Here is a 20,650-nt window from a genome sequence, read left to right as displayed (position 1 = left end):
GGCCATGGAGCTGCCTCCTGCACTGGGTCGCGGGCCGGCCTGTCCGGCTCCGTCATCAGCTACGACGAACACCCTGCCGCCGGATCGACAGCTAGCCCACGATTTTCTTCAAAGATTTTTCCGGCGCCACCGCCACCGTGCGTGCCGGAGTCCGCTTTGCGTGCTGAGATGCACTCCAGCGGCCCCACCTGACGCTCCGTCTCGCCGCGGAGCGGCGCGACGGGATGCTGCCCGCCGACGCCTAGAGCGTGTTGCCGCCCGTGCTCATGGCCGAGTGCGTGGCCGCCCCGGCTCGAAGGGCCCAACGCGATCGGTTCGAGGCGGTCGGCGGGCACGTCGACCGGCGGTGCGTGCCGAGCCCCTTCCGCATGTTGATGCGCCCGCACGATGGTCGAATCGACCGCGACCTTCCGCATCTGCCCGCCCGACCGGCCATCCGGTACGTCACTGCCGGTCTGCAACGCGGCCAGGAAACCCGTCGATCACCAGCCGGTGATCGGCCCACCGGTGCCCCCGCCGCGGATTCGGCGGCATCAACGCCCACTGCTCGTCGGTCAGGTCGTGCCGGCTCAGCCGCTCATCCATTACGTCCGACAGGCACACAGACCTAACCCCAATGATCTACAAGACACGCTCTAGTCGGCTGGACGCTCCGGCAGGGCTCCGACGGTGGTGATCAGTCGCGCGTCGATCACCGCTGTCACGACCTGCGGCTCGGGGTTCAGCGATGTCCGTCGCGTTCCTCGCAGTGCCAGGGCAGTGGCCTGCCGGTGCGGGGTGCTGACCGCCTCGCCGCCCAGTAATCCAGCGTCCGCTACGTGCTGGACCCGCTCGACTCGGCCGCCGAGGGCGGTCGCGTAGTCCTGACCCTTGATCAGCGCGCCTCGGATGGCGTCGGCTCGCACGAGCGACCAAGCCGGATTGTCTTCGTCCACCTGCCAGGACATGCCGTGCAGCGTGATGTCGTCGCGGGAGGTCAGTGCGTCGAGAACGCCCGTGAGCAAAGTGAAATCCCGAACTCCGACCTGCAACGTCACGGAAGCGATGTGTTGACCCGTCGCCTGCGAACCGTTCTTGTCGTGGCGGTGCTCGGCTTCGGTGCGCATCGAGTGTGCACCCCAGGACAGCGCTTCGTGAGGTGCGTCCGCCCGTTCCGGCAGGCCACCGAGATCAGCGAACCCGTCCGACAGGGATTGGACGGCGATCTCCAACTGCTGCTGAGCGACGCTCTTGCTGGCGGCAATGGCGACCATGCTGGCGTGCATGATCGTCTCGTCCGGCTCGACGGTGCGTTGCGCAATGGCCCGGACCGACAGCAGGCAGGACTCGTTCAGGCCGGGCAACTGGCTACTGCTCGTCGCCGTCTTTCGCGGACTGCCGCGCCACCTGAGCCATGATCGCGGTCATCTGGGGCTTGCGGTGAATGTGCGTCTGCATCGTGAGCCCGACCCGGTGGGTCACCCAGACGTTGTCCGGGAAGGCGCTGGATCCCTCGACCCCGTTGATGACGCCGATCTGCCCGCAGCGGCACCGAACCTCGAGATTGTTCATCCACGTCGTGTCGCTCATCCCCTCAGTGTGCACCCTCCGGGCGACGGTCCGCGTGTTCAAGGGGCCCTCAGCCGGCGAGAAAACTGAGCCGGACGGTCCGTACGGCGTTGTCGACGTTGGTGTCGACCAGGCAGATCGACTGCCAGGTGCCCAGGGTCAGGGCGCCGTCCACCACCGGAATGGTGATCGACGGCGCGATCAGCGCCGGCAGCACGTGGTCGCGCCCGTGGCCATGGCTGCCGTGTCGGTGCCGCCAGCGGTCGTCGCGGGGGAGCAGCTCGTCGAGCGCGATGAGCAGGTCGTCGTCGCTGCCGGCGCCCGTCTCGAGGATGGCCACGCCGGCCGTGGCGTGCGGGACGAACACGCTGAGCAGCCCGTCGCCCTCGCCACGAACGAAAGCCGAACAGTCGCTGGTGAGGTCGTGAACCTCGGGTCGTCCACCGGTGCGGACCTGCATCGTTTCCGTGCGCATACGCCCATCCTGCCCACCCGCGCGTGGGACAGTTGACGTCGTGCAGATCGCGATCCTCGGGCCGCTCGTGGTCGGTGACCCGACCGGCCGCCCGGTCGAGATCGCAGGTGCCCGGTTGCGCACGCTGCTGGTCCGCCTTGCGCTGGACGCGGGACGTCCGGTCAGCACGACCGCGCTGGTCGACGCCGTCTGGGGCACCCAGCCGCCGGCCGAGGAGGTTAACGCGCTGCAGACCCTCGTCTCGAGGCTGCGCCGCGCGCTCGGCGGCGCGGGCGCCGTCATCGCCTCGGCCGCCGGCTACCGGCTCGCCGCCGACCCCGGCGACGTCGACGCCCTGCGCTTCGAACGGCTCGCAGCCGAGGGTGCGGCCGCCCTGCGGCGCGGCGAGCACGCAGCGGCAGCCGACGCCCTGCGGACTGCCCTCGACCTCTGGCGGTCCTCGCCAGCAACGGCCGCGCTCGGCGACTGCGGCGCGGCCGTCCTCGCCCGCGCGGGCCGTCTCGACGACCTGCGCCTGACGGCTGTCCTCGACAACACCGAAGCTGCCGGCTCCCCGGACGTCGCCATGCTCGGCCAACTGGCGACCGAGCACCCGTTGCACGAGCGCCTTGCCGGCGTACTGATCCGGACGCTCGCAGCGGCCGGTGATCAGGCCGAAGCGTTGCGCCATTACGAGCGGTTACGGGGCGCGCTGGCCGACGAGCTGGGCGTGGACCCCTCGCCCGAGCTGCAGCAGCTCCACCTCGCGGTGCTGCGCGGTGAGCTCGCGCCGGCCCCATCACCCGCTGCACGCCGCACGAACCTCAAGGCGCAGCTGACCAGCTTCATCGGCCGCGAGGACGAGGTGGCGCGCATCGCGAAATCGCTCGAGCAGAACCGGCTCGTCACGCTCGTCGGTCCCGGCGGGGCGGGCAAGACCCGCCTGGCCACTGAGTCGGCCCGGACCATCAGCGACCGCGCGCCCGACGGCATCTGGCTGGCCGAATTGGCGGCCGTCACCTCGGGCACCGACGTCCCGCAGGCCGTCCTGGGCAGCGTCGGACTGCGCGAGACGCACCTCATGGACCGCGGCACCGCTCTCTCGCCCCGCGACGCAGTGAGCCGGCTGCGCGAGGGACTGGCACAGCGGCGAGCAGTGCTCATCCTCGACAACTGCGAGCATGTCATCGAGGCCAGCGCCGGTTTGGCCGAGCAGCTGCTCGGCGAGTGCCCCGACCTGCGCGTGCTCGCCACCAGCCGCGAGCCGCTCGGCATCTTCGGCGAGGCACTGCTGGCCGTGCCCGCATTGGGTCAGCCCACCGCCGCAGCTGGCCCGGTCGAGGCGCTCGAGTACCCGGCCGTTCGGCTGTTCGCCGACCGCGCCGCGGCCGTCCAACCAGACTTCGTCGTCGACGACAGCACAGTCGCTGCGGTCATCGAGGTCGTGCGCCGGCTGGACGGACTGCCGCTGGCCATCGAGCTGGCCGCAGCGCGGTTGCGGACGGTGCCGATCGACGAGATCGCGCGTCGGCTATCCGACCGGTTCCGGCTGCTCACCGGCGGCAGCCGCACGGCGCTGCCCCGGCACCGGACCCTGCGCGCGGTGGTGGAGTGGAGCTGGGACCTGCTCACCCCGGCGGAGCGACGGATGGCCGAGCAACTGGCCGTGTTTCCTGCGGGCATCACCACGGCTGCCGCGAGCGCCGTCCGGCCGGGCGACGTCGCGAATGAGGACGTCGCCGACGTCATCGCTTCGCTGGTCGACAAGTCACTGCTGCAACCCGTCGACGACGGCAGGCGCACCCGAATGCTCGAGACGATCCGCGAGTACGGCGTCGACCGGTTGGCCGAGCGGGGCGAGCTGGCGGCCGCCCGCGAACGGCACGCCCGACACTTCGCCGCCCTGCTCTACGAGGCGTCGCCACACCTGACGACGGCAGGTCAACTGCCGTGGTTCGCGACCCTCGGCGCCGAGCGCGAGAACATCGTGGCTGCGATGCGGTACCGCTGCGATGTCGGTGACGCCGACGGCGCATGCCTCATGGCCGTCCAACTGGCCTGGTACGCCATGATGCTCGGCGACCACGGTGACATTCCCACCCTGCTGGTCGAGGCGCTGGCGGTGCCCGGCGGGCAGGACCGCACCGTCCGGCTCGTGGCCCGCGCGGCCCTCGCCCTCAACCTTGCGGCCTCCGGAGCCGGCTCGGAGCAGATCTCGCAGACGATGGACGAATTGCGCGCGGTCGCCGCCGCGTTCGACGGGGTCGCGGTGGCGGTGCACCCGTGGATGACGCTGTTACGGCCCGCGGTCGCCTACTTCGCCGAGGACCGCGAACGAACGCAGCGTTTCGCCGAGGAGACGCTGGCCGGTACCAACGCCTGGGCCCAGGCGGCGACGCGCATGTTCCTCGCGCTGATGGCCGAGAACGAGGGCGACATCGCGACGATGCGGGCACAGACCGAGACGGCGATGGCGCAGTTCCGCGAGCTCGGCGAGCGGTGGGGGCTGGCCAGCACGCTGCGCAGCTTGGGCGCGGTTTATCTGCTCGACGGGCGATTGGACGACGCCGCCGAGGCCTACGAGGAGAGCCTGAGACTGGTCGAGGAGCTCAACTCCTTCGACGACAAGCTGTTCGCCTACGCACGGCTGGCCGACATCGCGCTACGGCGCGGCGACGTGGCTGCTGCCCGCGACTACGCCGCGCAGGCCCAGGCGTGCGCGGACGCCGGGGGCGGCGTCGAGGCGCTGTTCGTCGCAGCCGTGATCGGTGACCTCGATCGGCGCACAGGTCGCGAGGCCGAAGGCCGCGCGCTGCACGCAGCGGGCATGCGGCGGCTGGAGCAACTGCCCCGCGAACATCCGATGCAGAGCCACCTGCGCGCGTTCATGCTGGTGCTCTCGGCGCGGATCGCCATGGATGACGGCGATCTCGCCGCCGCCGGACGAGCAGCCCATGAGGCCTACACCGCGGGGCTCGGCACGAAGGACCTGCCGATCCTGGCCAGCACCGGGGTCCTCGCTGCTGAGCTCGAGATCGCCTATGGTCGGTTCGAGTCCGCTGCCGAGGTGCTCGGTGCGGCGGCCCGGCTGCGCGGCGCCGATGACTCGACCGCCCTGGACATCAGGACGGCGACCGCGGCCCTGCGGGACGGCCTCGGCGACGCCGGCTTCGAAGCGGCCTACGCACGAGGCCGGTCGCTCGACCGCGCAGCGGCGACCACCCGGCTGGATACGTCCGGTGGCTGATCGGCGCCGATCACGTCCCGCTCAAGGCGTACCGAGCCGCCTCGGCCACCGCGTCGAGGACGTCAGGGGTAGTGGCGTCACCGCCGCGGACGTGCATCGGTTCAGGTAGGACAGCAGGCAGGCCGGGTTCGAGTCGCAAGCCCTCGGGAGGTGGGCCGGAGTGCGCGACGAGTGCCACGCCCACGCCGGCGCGCACCGCACCGAGCACCCCGGCGAGATGGCCGGCCTCGCAGACCACGGAGGCCGGGATGCGGTGGCGCCCGAGACTCTCGACCGCGCGCCGCCGGATCGTGCATGGCCCGTCGATCACGACGAGCGGCACCGGTTGCGCGGTGTCCAGCGGGCCGGCGTCCGTCGCGGTGAACCAGGTGAGCGGGAGCGCCCCGCCGGCCCGGGTGCGGTGTCCGCGCTGGTCGCCGATGAGCAGCGCGGCGTCGATGCTGGCATCGTCGATGCCCTCGTGCAGGCGGTGCCCGCGGTCGATGCGAAAGCGCACCGGTTGGTCCGGGAACTGGGTGCGCAGCCGCGTGGTCACGGCCGGGAGCAGCAGATCGGCGGCGTGCTCGGTGGCGCCGATGACGAAGCCGGGTTGCGTGCCAGGGTGGTCGAGCAGGCGGGCGAGCGCGTCGTCGTGCGCCGCGAGGATGGCGCGGGCGTCGGCGAGCAGTCGCTCGCCGTCACGGGTGAACCGGGTGGCCCGGCCGTCGCGCGCGACCAATGAGCGACCGGAGACGAGCTCGAGACGACGCACGTGCTGGCTGACCGCGGACTGCGACAGATTCAGCTCGTCGGCGGCGCGCCGGAAGCCGCCCGTGTCGGCGATCGCGACCAGGCTGCGCAAGGCAACGACGTCCAGCACTCCGGGCATCTCTATAGGATAGATGCGGTTTGTACACAACGGATTCAGGACGCCATGACTTCGACCCGCACCTTCCCCGCGCACGCCGACGTGGTGTGGCACGACGACCACGACACTGTTCGTGCGTTCCGATTCGACCGTTCCGGATGGGAACCGGACGTCACCCCAGCCGTCGTGGCCCAGGTCCGCAGCGTCGCCGGCGTGCAGCACGTGCTGCGCCTGGCGAATTCCATGGGCCTGCCGGTCGTGCCGCGCGGTGCCGGTACGGCACTGACCGGCGCGGCCGCTGCCGTCGACGGTGGAGTGGTGCTCGACCTGACCGGTCTGGACCGGGTGCTCGGGATCGACGTCGAGAACGAACTCGCGTCCGTGCAGCCTGGTGTGATCACGGCGGATCTGGATCGCGCAGCGCGGGCAGTGGGGCTGCGGTACGCCCCGGACCCCGCGAGCGTCGAGATCTCGACGATCGGCGGGAACATCGCCACGAACGCCGGCGGCCTGCGCTGCGCGAAGTACGGCGTCACCCGCGACGCGGTGCTGGGGCTGGACGTCGTGCTGGCCGACGGGCGGTTGATCCACACCGGTCGGCGCGCGATCAAAGGCGTTACGGGCTACGACCTCACCGGCCTGTTCGTCGGCTCGGAGGGCACGCTCGGCGTGATCGTGGGCGCGACACTACGGCTGCGGCCGCTACCCGCGACGACCACCACCATCGCCGCCTACTTCGATGGGCCGGCACAGGCGTTCGCGGCCGTGGCGGCGATCCGCGCGGCCGGAGTGGTGCCCTCGGTGGCCGAGTTCATCGACGGCCCCACCCTGGCTCGGATAGCCGAGCACGCCGCAAGCACGCTGAAGGCCGCCGGGAACGCCTTCCTGCTCGTGCAGATCGACGGCGCTGCGGCACTCGCAGAGGCCGCGATCGCAGTCGAGGCGCTGCGCCCGATGGCAACATCGGTGACGGTGACGCAGGACCCCGACGAAGCCGAGACCCTGGTCGCTGTGCGCCGGGCCGCGTTGCCGGCGTTGGAGCGTCTTGGCCGGGTGTTGATCGAGGACATCAGCGTGCCGCGGTCGCGCCTGACCGACGCCGTTGCAGCTGTCGAACGTGCCGCGGCCATGACCGGCACCACGATCCATACCTTCGCGCATGCTGCGGACGGCAACCTGCACCCGATCGTTGTGCTGCGCCCGGGCCAGGACTTCGAGCACCCGGACATCCAGGCTGCCGCGAACGCCATCTTCCGCGCCGCGCTCGACCTCGGCGGCACGGTCAGCGGCGAACACGGAGTGGGAGTGCTCAAGCGGCGGTGGATGAGGATCGAACTGGGCGAGGACGTCGTCGCGTTGCAGCGTGGAATCAAGGACGTGTTCGACCCGCTCGGCATCCTCAATCCCGGCCGGGCGATCTGAGCCTGCGCCTGCCACCTGAACCAATAAGCACGTGCGATCGCAGTGATCGCCGATCGTCGTTGGACAGTGACACTAATGCCTACTAGTTTACTAGACATGACCGAGAGCGAGGGAACCGCGCTGCCGGCTGCTGCCGCAGCTGCGCTCGCCGACTCGCGCCGCCGCCTCACCCAACGTCGCGTGATCGATCTCAAACTGCACGCCACCGCGCGCTGTCGCTGACCCACACCACCCCCGGTGACGAGCGTTGTCGCTCGTCACCTCCATCGCGCGCATCGCAGCCGACGCTGGCCCTGTCACGGATTCGAGCAGGCCTACGCCGGCAGGCCCGCTAGCCGTGCCGTGCACGCCGTCCCTGCTGAGAGGCAACCTCATGACCGTCGCCCAGGATCGTGCCGTCCGTACCTGGACCGAGCCGGAGGGCATCGCGCTGCGTGGCACCCTGCTCGTGGTCCCGGGCCGAGGGGAGAGCCCCGAGGTGTATGAGCGCCTCGGCCGGCGCCTGGCCGCCGACGCCTACCGCGTGCACGCCGTCACCGCTCCCACCGAGTCCGCCCACCACGCTCGCGGCCAGGTGGAGGACCTGCTCGCCAGCGCCGAGGCGGGCACGCCTCGGGTGCTCGTCGGATCCGACGCGGGCGCGGCATTCGCCGCTCACCTGACTGCGACGGGGCAGGTGCCCGCGGTGTCTGCCCTCGTGCTTGCCGGCCTGCCGACCTCGGACGCCGCGGCCCCCGCGCAGGGCTGGGACCAAGAGCTGGAGGCACGTACCCAGTGCGCCGCCCATCGCGCACGCATCACCGCGGACGGGGTGCGCCGGTCCGAGTTGTACGCCGAACTCCCCGCCGCATGGATCGACGTCGCGCTGGCATCCCGCATCGCGGTTCCGGTCCTGGGTGTGCACGGCCAGGACGACAGCGTCAGCCCGTTCGACGCGGCACGCCGCTGGTACGCCGCCGTCCCGCGGGCAGAACTGGTCGCGATCGCCGGCGGCCGCCACGACGCCCTCAACGACCAGACCCACCGCACCGTCGCAGCCTCGATCGTGCTGTTCCTCGAGCGGCTGCGGGCCGGCGCCCACCTGCCACCCATCGCGAGCGTCGCCGACTCCCGGCTCGTCGGCGGGACGCCCTCATGACCACCCTCCGCCGCGCTCCGGCCGCCAGAGGCCATTTCCAAAGGTCCTGCTCCGACTGGTTCGTCGCATGACTCGCTACGTCGTCATCGGTGCCGGCGCAGTCGGCGTGAGCCTGGCCGTCGAGTTGCGCGTTGCCGGACGTGAAGTGGTCTTGGTGGGCCGTCCCCGCCAGGCCGAACTCATCGCGGCGGGACGCCTGCGCTACATCACGGCCGACGGCACCCAACACGTGGACGTGCCGTCCGCAACCGGACCTGCGGAGGTGGCGCTCGACCGGCACGACGTGCTCGTCCTGACGACCAAGACCGGTGACGCGGACGCGGCGCTGGCCGAGTGGTCGAGCCAGCCGGTGGGCGACGGGCGGCATCGTGCAGGGGACGTGTTGCCCGTCGTCACGGTGCAGAACGGGTTGGACGCCGAGCGTTCGGCGCTGCGCCGCTTCGCGACGGTGATCGGCGCCGTGGTGTGGATCCCGTCGGTCTACGTCACCGACGACGAGGTCGTGTCGCCCGGCGCCCCGGCCAGGGGAGTGTTCTGGCTCGGCGCGCATCCCGACGCGCCGGCCACGGACGCCGTCGCCCGGGTCGCCGACGACCTGCGCGCGGCCCGCCATGAGGTGCAGGTGGTGGACGACCTGTCCCGCTGGAAGGCCAGCAAGCTGGTCGCCAGCTCGACCTTCGCCCTCGGCGCGCTCTACCCGTCCGGGCCGGAACGCGACCGGGCCGCCGAACTCGTCCGCGCCGAGACCGAGGCGGTGCTCACCGCGGCCGGCTTCACCATCGCCGATCACACCACTGAGGCCACGGTGGACCTGGGCCGGTTCGGGGTGCACCAGATCGAGGGCCACGAGCGTCCGGGCAGCTCCACCTGGCAGAGCCTCGCCCGGGGACGCACACCGGAAACCGACTTCCTCAACGGCGAGGTCGTGCTGCTGGCCCGGTTGAACGGCCTACGGGCCCCGGTCAACGCCGCGCTGCAGGCCCGCGTCTCCCGAGCGGCCGCCGAGGTCACCGCGCCCGGAACGCTCGACGCCGCCGACCTGGCCACGACCCTGGCCGCGGCGACGGTCACCGTCGACCCGACGACCCTGCGGGTGGAACTGGCCGGCCCGCAGCCGCCCGTCGTGCTGGACGTGCGGTGGGCGCTCGGCGACCCGGATGGTGAGAAGCACTACCTGGACGCGCACCTGCCCGGCGCGGCCTACGTCGATCTGGAGTCCGAGCTCGCGGCGCCGGCGTCCGTCGAACAGGGGCGCCACCCGCTGCCCGACATAGCCAACCTTCAGCGTGCTGCACGTCAGTGGGGCGTGCGCACCGGCGTCCCGGTCGTCGTCTACGACGACAACGGCGGGCTGAGCGCGGCCCGCGCCTGGTGGTTGTTGCGCTGGGCTGGCGTCGCGGACGTCCGAATCCTCGACGGTGGCCTGGGCGCATGGGTGGCGCAGACCGGGCAGACCGAGAGCGGTGCGAGCACGCCGGAGCCCGGCGACGTCGTCCTCACACCGGGCCACCTGCCGGTGCTCGACGCCGACGCCGCGGCCGCGCTGCCAGGAACCGGGGTGCTCATCGACGCCCGGGCCGCGGAGCGTTATCGAGGCGAGGTCGAGCCCGTCGATGCAAGGGCGGGTCACATACCGGGTGCGGTCAGCCTGCCTACCGCGGACAACCTCGGGCCGGCCGGAGCCTTCCGCAGTGCCGCGTCGCTGCGCGCCCGGTTCGACGCCGCCGGCGTCACCGGCAGCGTCGGCGTCTACTGCGGTTCCGGGGTGACTGCGGCGCACGAGATAGCCGCCCTGCACATTGCCGGCATCGACGCCGCCCTCTATCCCGGCTCCTGGTCCCAGTGGTCGGGCGATCCGTCCCGCCCGGTCGCCACCTCCGCAGACCCCTCCTGATTCATTCCGATCGAAAGCGAAAAACCCATGGCCGTCGAATTCATCAGCGCCGTCAACGTCAATCCGAGCAACGAGCTCAACAAGCTCGGCCGGGCCGAGATCGACCTGCCGTTCTTCAATCGATACGTCAACGCGCTCGAGGACGCCGGGTTCGACTACACGCTGTGCGCCTACGCCTCGCCGTTCCAGGACCAGTTCGCCATCGCCAACCAGATCGTGGCCCGCACCGAGAGGATCGCGCCGATCATCGCGTTGCGCCCCAACACGATCTACCCGACGGTGGCGGCCAAGGCGCTGGCCACGCTCGACCAGTTCGGCGGCGGCCGCGCGGTCGTGCACTTCATCTCCGGCGGCAGCGATGCCGAGCAGGCCCGCGAGGGCGACTACCTGACCAAGGAGCAGCGCTACGCCCGAACCGCGGAGTACATCGACATCGTTCGTCAGGTCTGGACCAGCACCGAGCCGTTCAGCCACGAGGGTGAGTTCTACAAATTCGACGGATTCCTCAGCGCCGTGCGGCCCACCAACAAGACGATCCCGGTGTCGGTCGGTGGATCGTCGGCCGACGCGTACCGGGTCGGTGGGTCGCGCGCCGACATCTTCGGACTGTGGGGCGAGCCGCTCAAGGACACGCAGGACCAGATCGACATCGTCCATCGTGAGGCGGAGAAGGCCGGGCGTATCGATCGACCGCGGATCTGGGTGACGTTTCGACCCATCATCGCGGCTACGGAGGAGTTGGCCTGGGAGAAGGCGCACCGCATCCTTGCGACCCTCCAGAGCAAGCAGGGTGATCCGGGGTTCGCCCGTAAGGTCTTCGGCAACAGCGCGCCGCAGAACGTCGGGTCCCAGCGGCTACTCGAGATCGCCAGCCGCCAGGACGTTCACGACCGCGCACTGTGGACGCCGACCGCCAGCGCGACCGGTGCTGCCGGCGCGTCCACCGCCCTGGTCGGGACGCCCGAGACGGTGGCGGCGGCGATCCTCGACTACGTCGATCTCGGCGCCGACCTGATCTCCATCCGCGGCTACGACAACCTCAACGACGTCATCGACTACGGCCGCTACCTGCTACCGCTGGTCCGGCAGGAACTCGCACACCGCGAGGTCACCGGGCGGCCCGGCACCCTGCAGGCCGACCACCCCGGCGCGCTCGCGAGCGCCGCCGATCACTCGCAGAACCGCCACTCGCAGAACCGCGCTGAGAGGACTTTCGCATGACCGCTCCGAATGTCGACTCCACCATTCCGGCGACCGCGTCGCCCGAGGTGGAATTCATCAGCCTGTCGCATCTGAACCCCTCGACCGAGCTGAACCCGGTCCCGTCGCGGGGCATCGATCTGAAGTACTTCCGCCGATACGTCCGTTCCCTCGAAGAGGGCGGTTACGACTACACGCTGCTGCCCTACGGCGCGGGCAGCGCCGATTCGTTCGTCGTCGCCAGCGCCGTCGGCCAGCTCACCGAGCGGATCAAGCCGATCGTCGCCCTGCGGCCGAACACCACGTTCCCCACCGTCGGGGCGCAGAAGCTGGCCACGCTCGACCAGCTGACCGAGGGTCGCGCCGTCGTGCACCTCATCTCCGGCGGCAGCGACGCCGAGCAGGCCCGCCAGGGCGACTACCTGCCGAAGGAAAGGCGGTACGCCCGTACCTCGGAGTATGTCGATGTGCTGCGCCGGTCCTGGACCGAGCCCGCTGCGTTCAGTCACGACGGCGAGTTCTACAAGTTCGACGACTTCGGGCCCGGGTTCGCTCCCTACGGGGGGCAGATCCCGATCTCGATAGGCGGCTCCTCGGATGAGGCGTTCCAGGTCGGCGGCGAGAAGGCCGATATCTTCAGCTTCTGGGGCGAGCCGCTCGACGACCTGCGCGCTGAGATCGAGCGGGTGCACGCAATCGCCCGGGCGGCCGGCCGCACGACCCTGCCGAGGATCTGGGTGACCTTCCGGCCGATCATCGCCCAGACCGACAAGCTGGCCTGGGAGAAGGCGCACGAGTACGTCGCAAAGGTGGCCGACACCTGGGGCAAGATCAGCCACCGCTACGGACCCGGAACGCCGCAGAACGTCGGCTCCCAGCGAGCTCTGGCTTTCGCCGACAAGTCCGAGCTCTACGACCGCGCGCTGTGGACCAAGACGGCCGCGGTCACCAACGCCGCGGGCGCGTCGACCGCGCTGGTCGGCTCGCCCGAGACCGTCGCTGCTGCGATCGTGGACTATGTCGACCGCGGTGCGTCGCTGGTGTCGATCCGCGGTTACGACACGCTTGCCGACGCAGTGGACTACGGCCGCTTCGTGCTGCCCCTGGTCCGCGAGGAGCTCGCCCACCGCAAGGCCACCGGTGAACGCGGCCGCCTGCAAGCCGAGAATCCCGGCAACTACAGCCCGCAGTACACCGAGTACGCGACGGCCGGAGCGCTCTCATGAGCGACGCGAAGATCGTGGACACCGCGGCGATCCCGGAGACGGCCGCCGACCAGGTCGAATTCGTCAGCATCACCGGCTACAACCGGGCCAGCGAGCTCAACGGCGCGGCCGGGAAGGCTTTCGACTTCGCGTTCTACCGCGAGTACGTTGCGGCGCTCGAGGAGGCCGGTTTCGACTACACCCTCAACGGCTACAGCTCTGCGTCGGCCGACTCATTCGTCATCGCCTCCGCGACCGGTCAGCTCACCGAGCGCCTCAAGCCCATCGTGGCCCTGCGCCCCAACCACACGTTCCCCCTCGTCGCAGCCCAGAAGCTCGCAACGCTCGACCAGTTGACCCGCGGCCGCGCTGTCGTCCACCTCATCTCCGGCGGCTTCGATGCTGAGCAGCGCAAGCAGGGCGACTACGAGCCCAAAGCGCGGCGTTATGCGCGCACCTCGGAGTTCATCGACCTGCTCCGTCGCGCCTGGACCGAGCAGGAACCGTTCAGCTTCGACAGCGAGTTCTACACGTTCGACGATTTCGGACCGGGTTTTCGGACCTACTCCGGCGATCCGGTCCCGATCTCCATCGGTGGGCAGTCCGACGAGGCGTTCGAGGTCGGCGCCGCCAAGGCAGACTGGTTCACCTTCAATGCCGGCGAGTCCATCACGCAGGTCCGTACGGACATCGAGCGGGTCCATCGGATCGCCGGGCGGGCCGGGCGCCCGAACCCGCGCATCTGGGTGACATTCCGCCCGATCGTCGCGCCGACCGACGAGCAGGCCTGGGAGAAGGCGTTCGACTACGCGGCCAAGGCCGGCGCGTCCGCCGAGGGCATGCGCGCCCGTTTCCTGGGCAAGACGAAGATCAACCCTGCGGAGAGCGAGGGCGGCAAGCGCCAGCAGTCCTACGCCGCGGCGGACGAAGGTTACGACCGGGCGTCCTGGTCGGGCATCGTCCGCGCGACGGGCGGCGCCGGCGGCGCCTCGACCGCCCTCGTGGGCAGCTACGAGACCGTCGCCGCAGCGATCGTCGATCAGGTCGACGCCGGCGCGAGCATCGTGTCCATCCGGGGTTTCGACATCCTCAACGACGTCGTCGACTACGGCAAGAACCTGCTGCCGCTGGTGCGTCAGGAGATCGCCCACCGCAAGGCCACCAGCCGGCGCGGCGATCTTCAGCGCGACGCCGCCGGCTTCGACAGCGCCGAGTACGTCGCTGCCCATCAGCGCGCCGCCGAACGCGCGCTCGCGTCCCAGCCGATCGGAGCATCTGCATGACCAGCGTCTCGAGCGCTATCGACGACACGATCCCGGACACTGCGTCCAAGACCGTCGAGTTCGTCAGTGCCACCAACTACGCCGGCGGTTCCGAGCTGCGGCCGGCCTCCGTGAACGTCGACGTCAACGCCTACCGCGACTGGGTCCGCACCCTCGAGAGCGCCGGCTTCGACTACACCCTCAACGGCTACAGCGCGGCTTCTGCCGACTCGTTCATCGTGGCCGCGGCGAGCGGTCAGCTCACCGAGCGCCTCAAGCCGATCGTGGCGTTGCGGCCCAACACCGTTTTCCCGTTGGTCGCCGCACAGTCCCTGGCCACCCTCGACCAGGTCACCGAGGGCCGCGCGGTGGTCCACCTGATCTCCGGTGGCGCCGACGCCGAGCAGGCCCGGCAGGGCGACTACCTGCCCAAGGACAAGCGCTACGCGCGCACGAGCGAGTACATCGACCTGCTCCGCCGCGCCTGGACCGAGAAGGAGCCGTTCAGTTTCGCCGGTGACTTCTATCGTTTCGAGGACTTCGGACCGGGCTTCGAGACCTACTCAGGCCACCCTGTCCCGATCTCCATCGGCGGGCAGTCCGACGCCGCCTTCGAGGTCGGCGGCGCGAAGGCCGACTGGTTCACCTTCTGGGGCGAGCCCCTCGCCGAGGTGCGCAAAGAGATCGACCGCGTGCACTCCATCGCCGACCGGGCGGGCCGTCCCCGCCAGCGGATCTGGGTGACCTTCCGCCCGATCATCGCCGCAACCGATGCGCAGGCGTGGGAACGGGCCTACGACGTCCTGGGCGTCCTCGCCGACCGGGTGAAGAACGGCACATCCGTCGTTCAGCGGTTCGCGCGCGGGTTGGTCGACACAAACCCGCAGAACAAGGGCGCGCAGCGCGCATTGGGTTTCGCCGCCGAGTCCGAGCGCTACGACCGCGCGCTGTGGACGCCCACGGCGAGCGCGACGAACGGCGCAGGCGCCTCCACCGCCCTCGTGGGCAGCTACGAGACGGTGGCGGCAGCGATCCTCGACTACATCGACGCCGGGGCAGGCATCGTGTCGATCCGCGGCTACGAGGGGATCGCCGACATCGAGAAGTACGGCGAGTTCATCCTGCCGCTCGTCCGTACGGAACTCGCACACCGAGCGGCGACCGGCCGGCGCGGCGATCTGCAGCGCGAGCACCTCGGTTATCGCGACCCGGACTTCCTCGCCGCGCACGACGCGGCTGCCGCCAAGGCGGGGCTGGCAGCATGACGCTCACCGCTGAACCGCGGCAGGTCCACGACGTCCCCGTCCCCGACCTCACCGAAGACGCCCTGGCACGGGTCACCGCCGAGATCGCCGAGCACGCCGCGGAGTACGACCGCACCGGCGAGATCCCCTGGAAGAGCCTCGAGGTGCTCCACCGGGCGGGGCTCACCACCGCCACCGTGGGCACGCAGTACGGCGGACCCGGCCTGGGCCAGCGCGACGTGGCTCGCATCGTCAGCGCCGTGGGCCAGGGCGACCCGTCGGTCGCACTCTTCCTGGCCAACACCGTGATGACCCACGCGGCGCAGGCTGCTGTCGGTGGGTGGTACGACGTCCACTACGACGACCTGCTGCGCCGATCGCTGGAGCGGCCGACGTTCGTCAACGCGGTACGGGCCGAGCCCGAGCTCGGCGCGCCCGCTCGCGGCGGCATCCCGGCGACGACGATTACCCGCACGTCCGATGGCTGGCTGCTCAACGGCCACAAGGCTTACGGCACTGGTGGTCGTGGGCTGGCGTACCAAACGGTATGGGTCAGTGCGGTCGAGCCCGATGGCGACCCCGAGCGCCCGCGCGTCGGTCACATTTCCACGCCCAACGACCTGCCGGGCATCACCTGGCTGGACACCTGGGACCACATCGGCCTGCGCGCCTCGAACACCCACGACGTCCGCTACGACAACGTCGAACTGCCCTACGAGGCGTTCCGCGAGATCCCTCGTCAAGCCGACGGTTCCTACCGCGACCCGGCAGCCGCGGCCGGCCCCGGCGGGTTCGCCCACGTGGCGCTCTACATCGGCGTGGCTCGCGCCGCGCGCGCGGACTTCCGCGCGTTCACCCGCGGCCGGGTTCCCACGGCGCTCGGCAAGCCCATTGCCGAGACCGAGCGCATCCAGTCCGTCGCCGGTGAGATCGACCTGCAGATCGCCACCGCGGAAACCTTGCTGCACGGGTCGCTGCTACGCCTCGAACAGGGCGACCAGTCGATCCTTCCGCAGCTGTCGGTCATCAAGATCGCCATCGGTCGCGCCGTCGTGGCCGCGACCCAGATCGCGGTCGCCGCGCTGGGCAATCCCGGCCTCACCCGGCACAACGCACTGGAACGGCATCTGCGCAACGCGCTCTGCGTCCGGGTGCATCCGCCGCAGGAGGACGCTGCGCTGCTGGCCGCGGGCAAGCGCGTGCTGGCCGACACTGCAGAGACGAGTAGGGCATGACCGCCGTCCACGAGAGCAAGATCCGCGCCCTCCCGGTACCAGACCTGTCCGACGCCGGCCTGGCAGAGCTCACCGCCGAGCTCGCCCAGTACGCCGCGGAGCACGACCGCACCGGCGAGATCCCGTGGAAGGGCCTCGAGGCGCTGCACCGCGCAGGTGTGACCACGGCACGCGTGCCGGCCGAGCACGGGGGCCCGGACATCAGTGATCTCGACGCGGCGCGTCTCGTGGTCGCAGTCGGCGAGGGCGATCCTTCCGTTGCGATCATCCTGGTCAACACGCTGCTGTCCACCCACCCCCTGCCGGGTCTCGTACAGTGGCACGAGCCCACCTACGCTGACTACCTCGCGAAGTCCGCGCAGCGCCTCACCCTCGCCAACTTCGCGGGCGCCGAGCCTGAGGCCGGAGCATCGGCACGGGGCGGCCTGCCGGCGACCAACGTCAGGCGCTCCGGTGACGGCTGGGTCCTCAACGGGCACAAGGGCTGGGTCACGGGCGGCAAGGCACTCGACTACCTCCTCGTACACGTCGTGGCGCTCGAGGACGGCAAGGAGCCGCAGGTCGGTTTCGTCACCCTGCCGACCGACCTCCCGGGCATCAGCTGGCTCGAGACGTGGGACCACATCGGCCTGCGCGCGTCCAACACCCACGACGTCCTGTTCGACAACGTCGAACTGCCCTACGGCGCGTTCGGCGCTGCGGAACGGCCGAACTTCACGTCGCGACCGCTGCCGGCGAGCATCCTGGCGCACACCGGTCTGTACGTCGGGGTGGCGCGGGCGGCCCGCGCGGCGTTCCGCGAGTTCACTCGCAGCCGCGTCCCGACTGCCCTGGGGAAGCCGATCGCCGAGACCGACCGCATCCAGACCGTCGCCGGCGAGATCGACCTGCAGATCGCGACCGCCGAGGGGTTGCTGTACGGGACCTTGCTGCGGGCCGCGAGCGGAGACGACTCAGTCGGCGAGCAGATCACGATCATCAAGGCAGCCATCAGCCGAGCTGTCGTCACCGCAACCCAGACCGCGGTCGCGGCGCTGGGCAATCCAGGCCTGACCCGGCACAACTCCCTGGAGCGGCATCTGCGTGACGCCTTGTGCGTGCGGGTTCACCCGCCCCAGGAGGACGCGGCCCTGCTCGCGGCTGGACGTCGCGTGCTCGCCGGTTAGGCCGGGTCCGTCACCCATCACGACCACCGCACGACCCACCGAAGAGAAGGACATGAAATGAACGTAAGCCGACGTCCGGGCATGATCGCCCGGCGCCGAAAAACGGCACGGTCCACGGCCGTGGCCGGCCTCGCCGCGCTCAGCGTGCTGGCGCTGGCCGCCTGCAGTTCCAGCAGCAGCAGCTCCTCATCGAACCCATCGACCGGTGACGGCGGGAAGCCCGTCCGCGGTGGCACGCTGAGCGTCTCGTTCTGGCAGGACAACCCCAACCTGCTCTGCGTCGACCCCTTCCAGACCTACTGGATCGAACACCGCTCGGAGATCCGGAACTTCACCGACTCGCTGACCGACCAGGACCCCAAGACCGGCAAGGTCATTCCCCACCTCGCGTCGAGCTGGACGATCTCCCCGGACGGTAAGGCCTACACCTTCAAACTGCGCACGGGCGTGACGTTCAGCGATGGCACGGCCTTCGACGCCGCCGCGGTCGTAGCAAATGTGAACGGCTGGCTCGCGACGCAGAAGGCGGTGCCGGGCGCGTTCGGCGACTCCTACATCGCCAACCTGGCCGGCGCCAAGGCAGTCGACCCGCAGACCGTCGAGATCGATCTCAGCGCGCCGAACAACTCCTTCCTGCAGGCCACTGCGACCACGAACCTGGCGATCCTCGCGCCGTCGGCGTGGCAGGTCTCACCGGCGCAGCGCTGCACCGGCAAGGGCCTGATCGCCACCGGCCCGTTCGTGCTCGACAAGTACACGCCGAACGTGGGACTGGTTTTGAAAAAGCGCACCGGCTACAAGTGGGCTTCCGCCAACTCGAAGAATCAGGGTGAGGCCTACCTCAACGAGATCGACTTCCACTACGTCAAGGACGACAGCGTTCGCACCGGCAACCTGCTCAACGGCACGACCGATATCGCGTGGCCACGAAACCCGTTCTCGATCCAGCAACAGGCCCAGATCAAGGGCAACAAGGACGTGATCGAGACCCGGTCGCTGCCCGGCGTGTCCTACCCGTACTTCGCCAACACCACAGCGGGTCGACCACTGGCCGACGCGAAGGTGCGACAGGCGATCTACAAGGCGACCGATCTCAAGACGATCGCGAGCACGACGAACGGGCCGGACTACCCGGTCGCGCAGGGTGTGTTCGACTCCACGACGCCGTACTTCAAGTCGCAGTCGTCCAAGCTCGGCTTCGACCTCGCCGGCGCCAAGAAGATCCTGACCGACGACGGCTGGGCCGTGGGCTCCGGCGGCATTCGGGAGAAGAACGGTCAGAAGCTCACCCTCATCGCACCGCAGGGTGGCTTCGCCGCGCCCGGTGTCGAGTTGTGGCAAGCCGAGCTCAAAGCGGCCGGCATCGACCTGCAAACGCCAATCGTCCAGCAGTCGCAGCTGTTCACGATCCTCGGGGACCCGAGTAAGTGGGACCTCTACGGCAGCTACCTGACCAGAGCCGATCCGGGCGCGCTGCGCAGCATCATCCTGCCCGCCAACGCAACCCTGCCGGGTCTGGCGACGGCGTTGACGGCGTCCGTCCCCGCTGCTGCCACCGAGATCCAGGGCCTCTTCGCCAAGGCGACCAATACGACCGACCTTTCGGTCGCGGGCGAGACCTACGGTCAGCTGCAGGACTACCTGATCGACCAGGGTCTGGCGTTCCCGCTGCTCGAGCGGGTGCAGTACGCCGGCGTCAGCCCCAAGGTGCACGGCTTCGCCTTCACCGACGAGGCATTCCTGGACGCCAGCTCGATCTGGATCGCCAAGTGAGGGTGCCGGCGCTCTGATGCGCCGGCGCTCTGACAACAGGTAACAAACCGCAAGGAGCCACTCATGACCCGATACGTGATCGGGCGGGTTCTACAGGCCATCGCCGTCCTGTGGGCCGCGTACACCGTCGCCTTCGCCGTGCTGTATCTGCTGCCGTCGAATCCGATTGCACTGCAACTGACCGCAGCGGGGATCGACACGACGTCGCTCAAGCCTGCGCAGCTGCACGCGGCGGAGGCGAGGTTCGGGCTCGACAAACCGGTGATCGTGCAGTACTTCGATCATCTGGGTGGCTTCCTGCACGGCAATCTCGGCACGTCGATCACCCGGGACATCCCGGTGACCCAGGTCATCGGGGACCGCATCGACAGCACGCTGCTGCTGAGCCTGGTCGCCGGCGCCGTCGCCCTCATCTGGGGCACGGCGCTGGCGTACCTGGCGAGCTACGTTCGTGTCCGGTGGCTGCGGCTGATCCTGAGCCGGCTGCCGGCGTTCGGAGCGTCGCTGCCGCAGTTCCTCACCGGCCTGCTCCTCATCCAGTTCCTGTCCTTCCAGCTGGGCTGGCTGCCCTCCACCGGACAGCAGGGCTGGAAGTCGCTCGTGATGCCCAGCATCACCATCTCGCTGATCACCGGCTCCGTTCTGGCGCAGGTGCTCATGCGCAGCTTCGAAGACGTCATGCGTCAGCCGCACATCGCGACGGCGCGGGCGAAGGGACTCTCCCGCGGCGCCGTGCAGCTCAGGCACGGGTTGCGCAACGCCGCGCTCCCGGCGCTGACGATCCTCGGCGTCATCGTCGGGCTCACGGTGACCTCGTCGGTCGTGGTCGAGACGGAGTTCAACCGGCAAGGCGTCGGCAGTCTCACCCAGGACGCGGTGTCCACCCAGGACATCCCCGTCGTCTTGGCGATCGTCATGATCGCCGCGACCCTCTTCGTCGTGGTCAATCTCGTCGTCGACCTGCTCTACCCCCTGCTCGACCCGCGCATCTCCCACTACGCCAAGGCGGCCTGAT

General features: G+C 70.0%; 17 protein-coding genes. 13 read left to right on the top strand and 4 right to left on the bottom strand.

Annotated elements, in window-relative coordinates; all coding sequences use genetic code 11:
• Nucleotides 1-635: 635 nt before the first annotated feature.
• The 3 genes from ACFFC4_RS15585 to ACFFC4_RS15575 are packed head-to-tail and all read right to left on the bottom strand — an operon-like array spanning nt 636 to nt 2,023.
• A complete protein-coding gene (locus ACFFC4_RS15585) occupies nt 636-1,343 on the bottom strand; it encodes an SIMPL domain-containing protein (RefSeq protein ID WP_375502472.1) in 708 nt (235 codons plus the stop codon).
• A gap of 4 nt (nt 1,344-1,347) precedes the next feature.
• Nucleotides 1,348-1,569: a hypothetical protein gene (locus ACFFC4_RS15580; protein ID WP_375502470.1), complete on the bottom strand. Its 222-nt coding sequence runs from the start codon at nt 1,567-1,569 to the stop codon at nt 1,348-1,350.
• A 49-nt stretch (nt 1,570-1,618) separates the two neighbouring features.
• The gene (locus tag ACFFC4_RS15575) at nt 1,619-2,023 is read right to left on the bottom strand and encodes a secondary thiamine-phosphate synthase enzyme YjbQ (protein ID WP_375502468.1); all 405 of its coding nucleotides are present in this window, start codon (nt 2,021-2,023) and stop codon (nt 1,619-1,621) included.
• A gap of 40 nt (nt 2,024-2,063) precedes the next feature.
• On the opposite strand from ACFFC4_RS15575, the gene ACFFC4_RS15570 reads away from it, so the two are divergent.
• The gene (locus tag ACFFC4_RS15570) at nt 2,064-5,249 is read left to right on the top strand and encodes a BTAD domain-containing putative transcriptional regulator (RefSeq protein WP_375502466.1); all 3,186 of its coding nucleotides are present in this window, start codon (nt 2,064-2,066) and stop codon (nt 5,247-5,249) included.
• Nucleotides 5,250-5,259: 10 nt separating this feature from the next.
• Here the strand turns inward: ACFFC4_RS15570 and ACFFC4_RS15565 are convergent, their stop codons facing one another.
• Complete coding sequence (locus tag ACFFC4_RS15565) at nt 5,260-6,117, bottom strand: LysR family transcriptional regulator (RefSeq protein WP_375502464.1); 858 nt, start codon at nt 6,115-6,117, stop codon at nt 5,260-5,262.
• 45 nt (nt 6,118-6,162) lie between these two features.
• Between ACFFC4_RS15565 and ACFFC4_RS15560 the strand changes: the two genes are divergently transcribed.
• The 12 genes from ACFFC4_RS15560 to ACFFC4_RS15505 all read left to right on the top strand — a co-directional run bounded on the left by ACFFC4_RS15560 (nt 6,163) and on the right by ACFFC4_RS15505 (nt 20,649).
• The gene (locus tag ACFFC4_RS15560; RefSeq protein WP_375502462.1) at nt 6,163-7,518 is read left to right on the top strand and encodes an FAD-binding oxidoreductase; all 1,356 of its coding nucleotides are present in this window, start codon (nt 6,163-6,165) and stop codon (nt 7,516-7,518) included.
• A gap of 96 nt (nt 7,519-7,614) precedes the next feature.
• On the top strand, nt 7,615-7,740 hold the full coding sequence (locus tag ACFFC4_RS15555) for a hypothetical protein (RefSeq protein WP_375502460.1): 126 nt from the start codon (nt 7,615-7,617) through the stop codon (nt 7,738-7,740).
• A 151-nt stretch (nt 7,741-7,891) separates the two neighbouring features.
• Nucleotides 7,892-8,656, top strand: coding sequence for an alpha/beta hydrolase (locus ACFFC4_RS15550; RefSeq protein ID WP_375502458.1), 765 nt, complete (start codon nt 7,892-7,894; stop codon nt 8,654-8,656).
• 67 nt (nt 8,657-8,723) lie between these two features.
• The gene (locus ACFFC4_RS15545; protein WP_375502456.1) at nt 8,724-10,550 is read left to right on the top strand and encodes a rhodanese-like domain-containing protein; all 1,827 of its coding nucleotides are present in this window, start codon (nt 8,724-8,726) and stop codon (nt 10,548-10,550) included.
• Nucleotides 10,551-10,577: 27 nt separating this feature from the next.
• Nucleotides 10,578-11,771, top strand: coding sequence for an LLM class flavin-dependent oxidoreductase (locus ACFFC4_RS15540; protein ID WP_375502454.1), 1,194 nt, complete (start codon nt 10,578-10,580; stop codon nt 11,769-11,771).
• On the top strand, nt 11,768-12,976 hold the full coding sequence (locus tag ACFFC4_RS15535; RefSeq protein WP_375502452.1) for an LLM class flavin-dependent oxidoreductase: 1,209 nt from the start codon (nt 11,768-11,770) through the stop codon (nt 12,974-12,976). Before ACFFC4_RS15540 ends, ACFFC4_RS15535 begins: the two co-directional genes overlap by 4 nt.
• Complete coding sequence (locus ACFFC4_RS15530) at nt 12,973-14,238, top strand: LLM class flavin-dependent oxidoreductase (RefSeq protein WP_375502450.1); 1,266 nt, start codon at nt 12,973-12,975, stop codon at nt 14,236-14,238. The genes ACFFC4_RS15535 and ACFFC4_RS15530 overlap by 4 nt, the downstream gene beginning before the upstream one ends.
• Nucleotides 14,235-15,482, top strand: a complete 1,248-nt coding sequence (locus ACFFC4_RS15525; RefSeq protein ID WP_375502448.1) for an LLM class flavin-dependent oxidoreductase — start codon at nt 14,235-14,237, stop codon at nt 15,480-15,482. The genes ACFFC4_RS15530 and ACFFC4_RS15525 overlap by 4 nt, the downstream gene beginning before the upstream one ends.
• Nucleotides 15,479-16,696, top strand: a complete 1,218-nt coding sequence (locus ACFFC4_RS15520) for an acyl-CoA dehydrogenase family protein (RefSeq protein WP_375502446.1) — start codon at nt 15,479-15,481, stop codon at nt 16,694-16,696. Before ACFFC4_RS15525 ends, ACFFC4_RS15520 begins: the two co-directional genes overlap by 4 nt.
• Nucleotides 16,693-17,862 (top strand): acyl-CoA dehydrogenase family protein, encoded by a 1,170-nt coding sequence (locus ACFFC4_RS15515; protein ID WP_375502444.1) that lies wholly within the window; start codon nt 16,693-16,695, stop codon nt 17,860-17,862. The genes ACFFC4_RS15520 and ACFFC4_RS15515 overlap by 4 nt, the downstream gene beginning before the upstream one ends.
• 57 nt (nt 17,863-17,919) lie before the next feature.
• Nucleotides 17,920-19,635, top strand: a complete 1,716-nt coding sequence (locus ACFFC4_RS15510; RefSeq protein WP_375502442.1) for an ABC transporter substrate-binding protein — start codon at nt 17,920-17,922, stop codon at nt 19,633-19,635.
• A 63-nt stretch (nt 19,636-19,698) separates the two neighbouring features.
• Nucleotides 19,699-20,649, top strand: coding sequence for an ABC transporter permease (locus ACFFC4_RS15505; RefSeq protein ID WP_375502440.1), 951 nt, complete (start codon nt 19,699-19,701; stop codon nt 20,647-20,649).
• The last annotated feature ends 1 nt before the right edge of the window (nt 20,650 follow it).

The organism is uncultured Jatrophihabitans sp. (assembly GCF_964244045.1).
GTDB lineage: Bacteria > Actinomycetota > Actinomycetes > Mycobacteriales > Jatrophihabitantaceae > Jatrophihabitans.
Note: the sequence above shows the minus strand (reverse complement) of the source record. Positions and strands in the feature narration are given on the sequence as shown.

Coding starts and splice junctions, on each gene's coding strand:
- ACFFC4_RS15520 (WP_375502446.1), top strand. CDS start 15,479: ATGACGCTCACCGCTGAACCGCGGCAGGTCCACGACGTCCCCGTCCCC.
- ACFFC4_RS15510 (WP_375502442.1), top strand. CDS start 17,920: ATGAACGTAAGCCGACGTCCGGGCATGATCGCCCGGCGCCGAAAAACG.
- ACFFC4_RS15515 (WP_375502444.1), top strand. CDS start 16,693: ATGACCGCCGTCCACGAGAGCAAGATCCGCGCCCTCCCGGTACCAGAC.
- ACFFC4_RS15550 (WP_375502458.1), top strand. CDS start 7,892: ATGACCGTCGCCCAGGATCGTGCCGTCCGTACCTGGACCGAGCCGGAG.
- ACFFC4_RS15505 (WP_375502440.1), top strand. CDS start 19,699: ATGACCCGATACGTGATCGGGCGGGTTCTACAGGCCATCGCCGTCCTG.
- ACFFC4_RS15530 (WP_375502450.1), top strand. CDS start 12,973: ATGAGCGACGCGAAGATCGTGGACACCGCGGCGATCCCGGAGACGGCC.
- ACFFC4_RS15560 (WP_375502462.1), top strand. CDS start 6,163: ATGACTTCGACCCGCACCTTCCCCGCGCACGCCGACGTGGTGTGGCAC.
- ACFFC4_RS15525 (WP_375502448.1), top strand. CDS start 14,235: ATGACCAGCGTCTCGAGCGCTATCGACGACACGATCCCGGACACTGCG.
- ACFFC4_RS15555 (WP_375502460.1), top strand. CDS start 7,615: ATGACCGAGAGCGAGGGAACCGCGCTGCCGGCTGCTGCCGCAGCTGCG.
- ACFFC4_RS15580 (WP_375502470.1), bottom strand. CDS start 1,569: ATGAGCGACACGACGTGGATGAACAATCTCGAGGTTCGGTGCCGCTGC.
- ACFFC4_RS15540 (WP_375502454.1), top strand. CDS start 10,578: ATGGCCGTCGAATTCATCAGCGCCGTCAACGTCAATCCGAGCAACGAG.
- ACFFC4_RS15565 (WP_375502464.1), bottom strand. CDS start 6,117: ATGCCCGGAGTGCTGGACGTCGTTGCCTTGCGCAGCCTGGTCGCGATC.
- ACFFC4_RS15575 (WP_375502468.1), bottom strand. CDS start 2,023: ATGCGCACGGAAACGATGCAGGTCCGCACCGGTGGACGACCCGAGGTT.
- ACFFC4_RS15545 (WP_375502456.1), top strand. CDS start 8,724: ATGACTCGCTACGTCGTCATCGGTGCCGGCGCAGTCGGCGTGAGCCTG.
- ACFFC4_RS15535 (WP_375502452.1), top strand. CDS start 11,768: ATGACCGCTCCGAATGTCGACTCCACCATTCCGGCGACCGCGTCGCCC.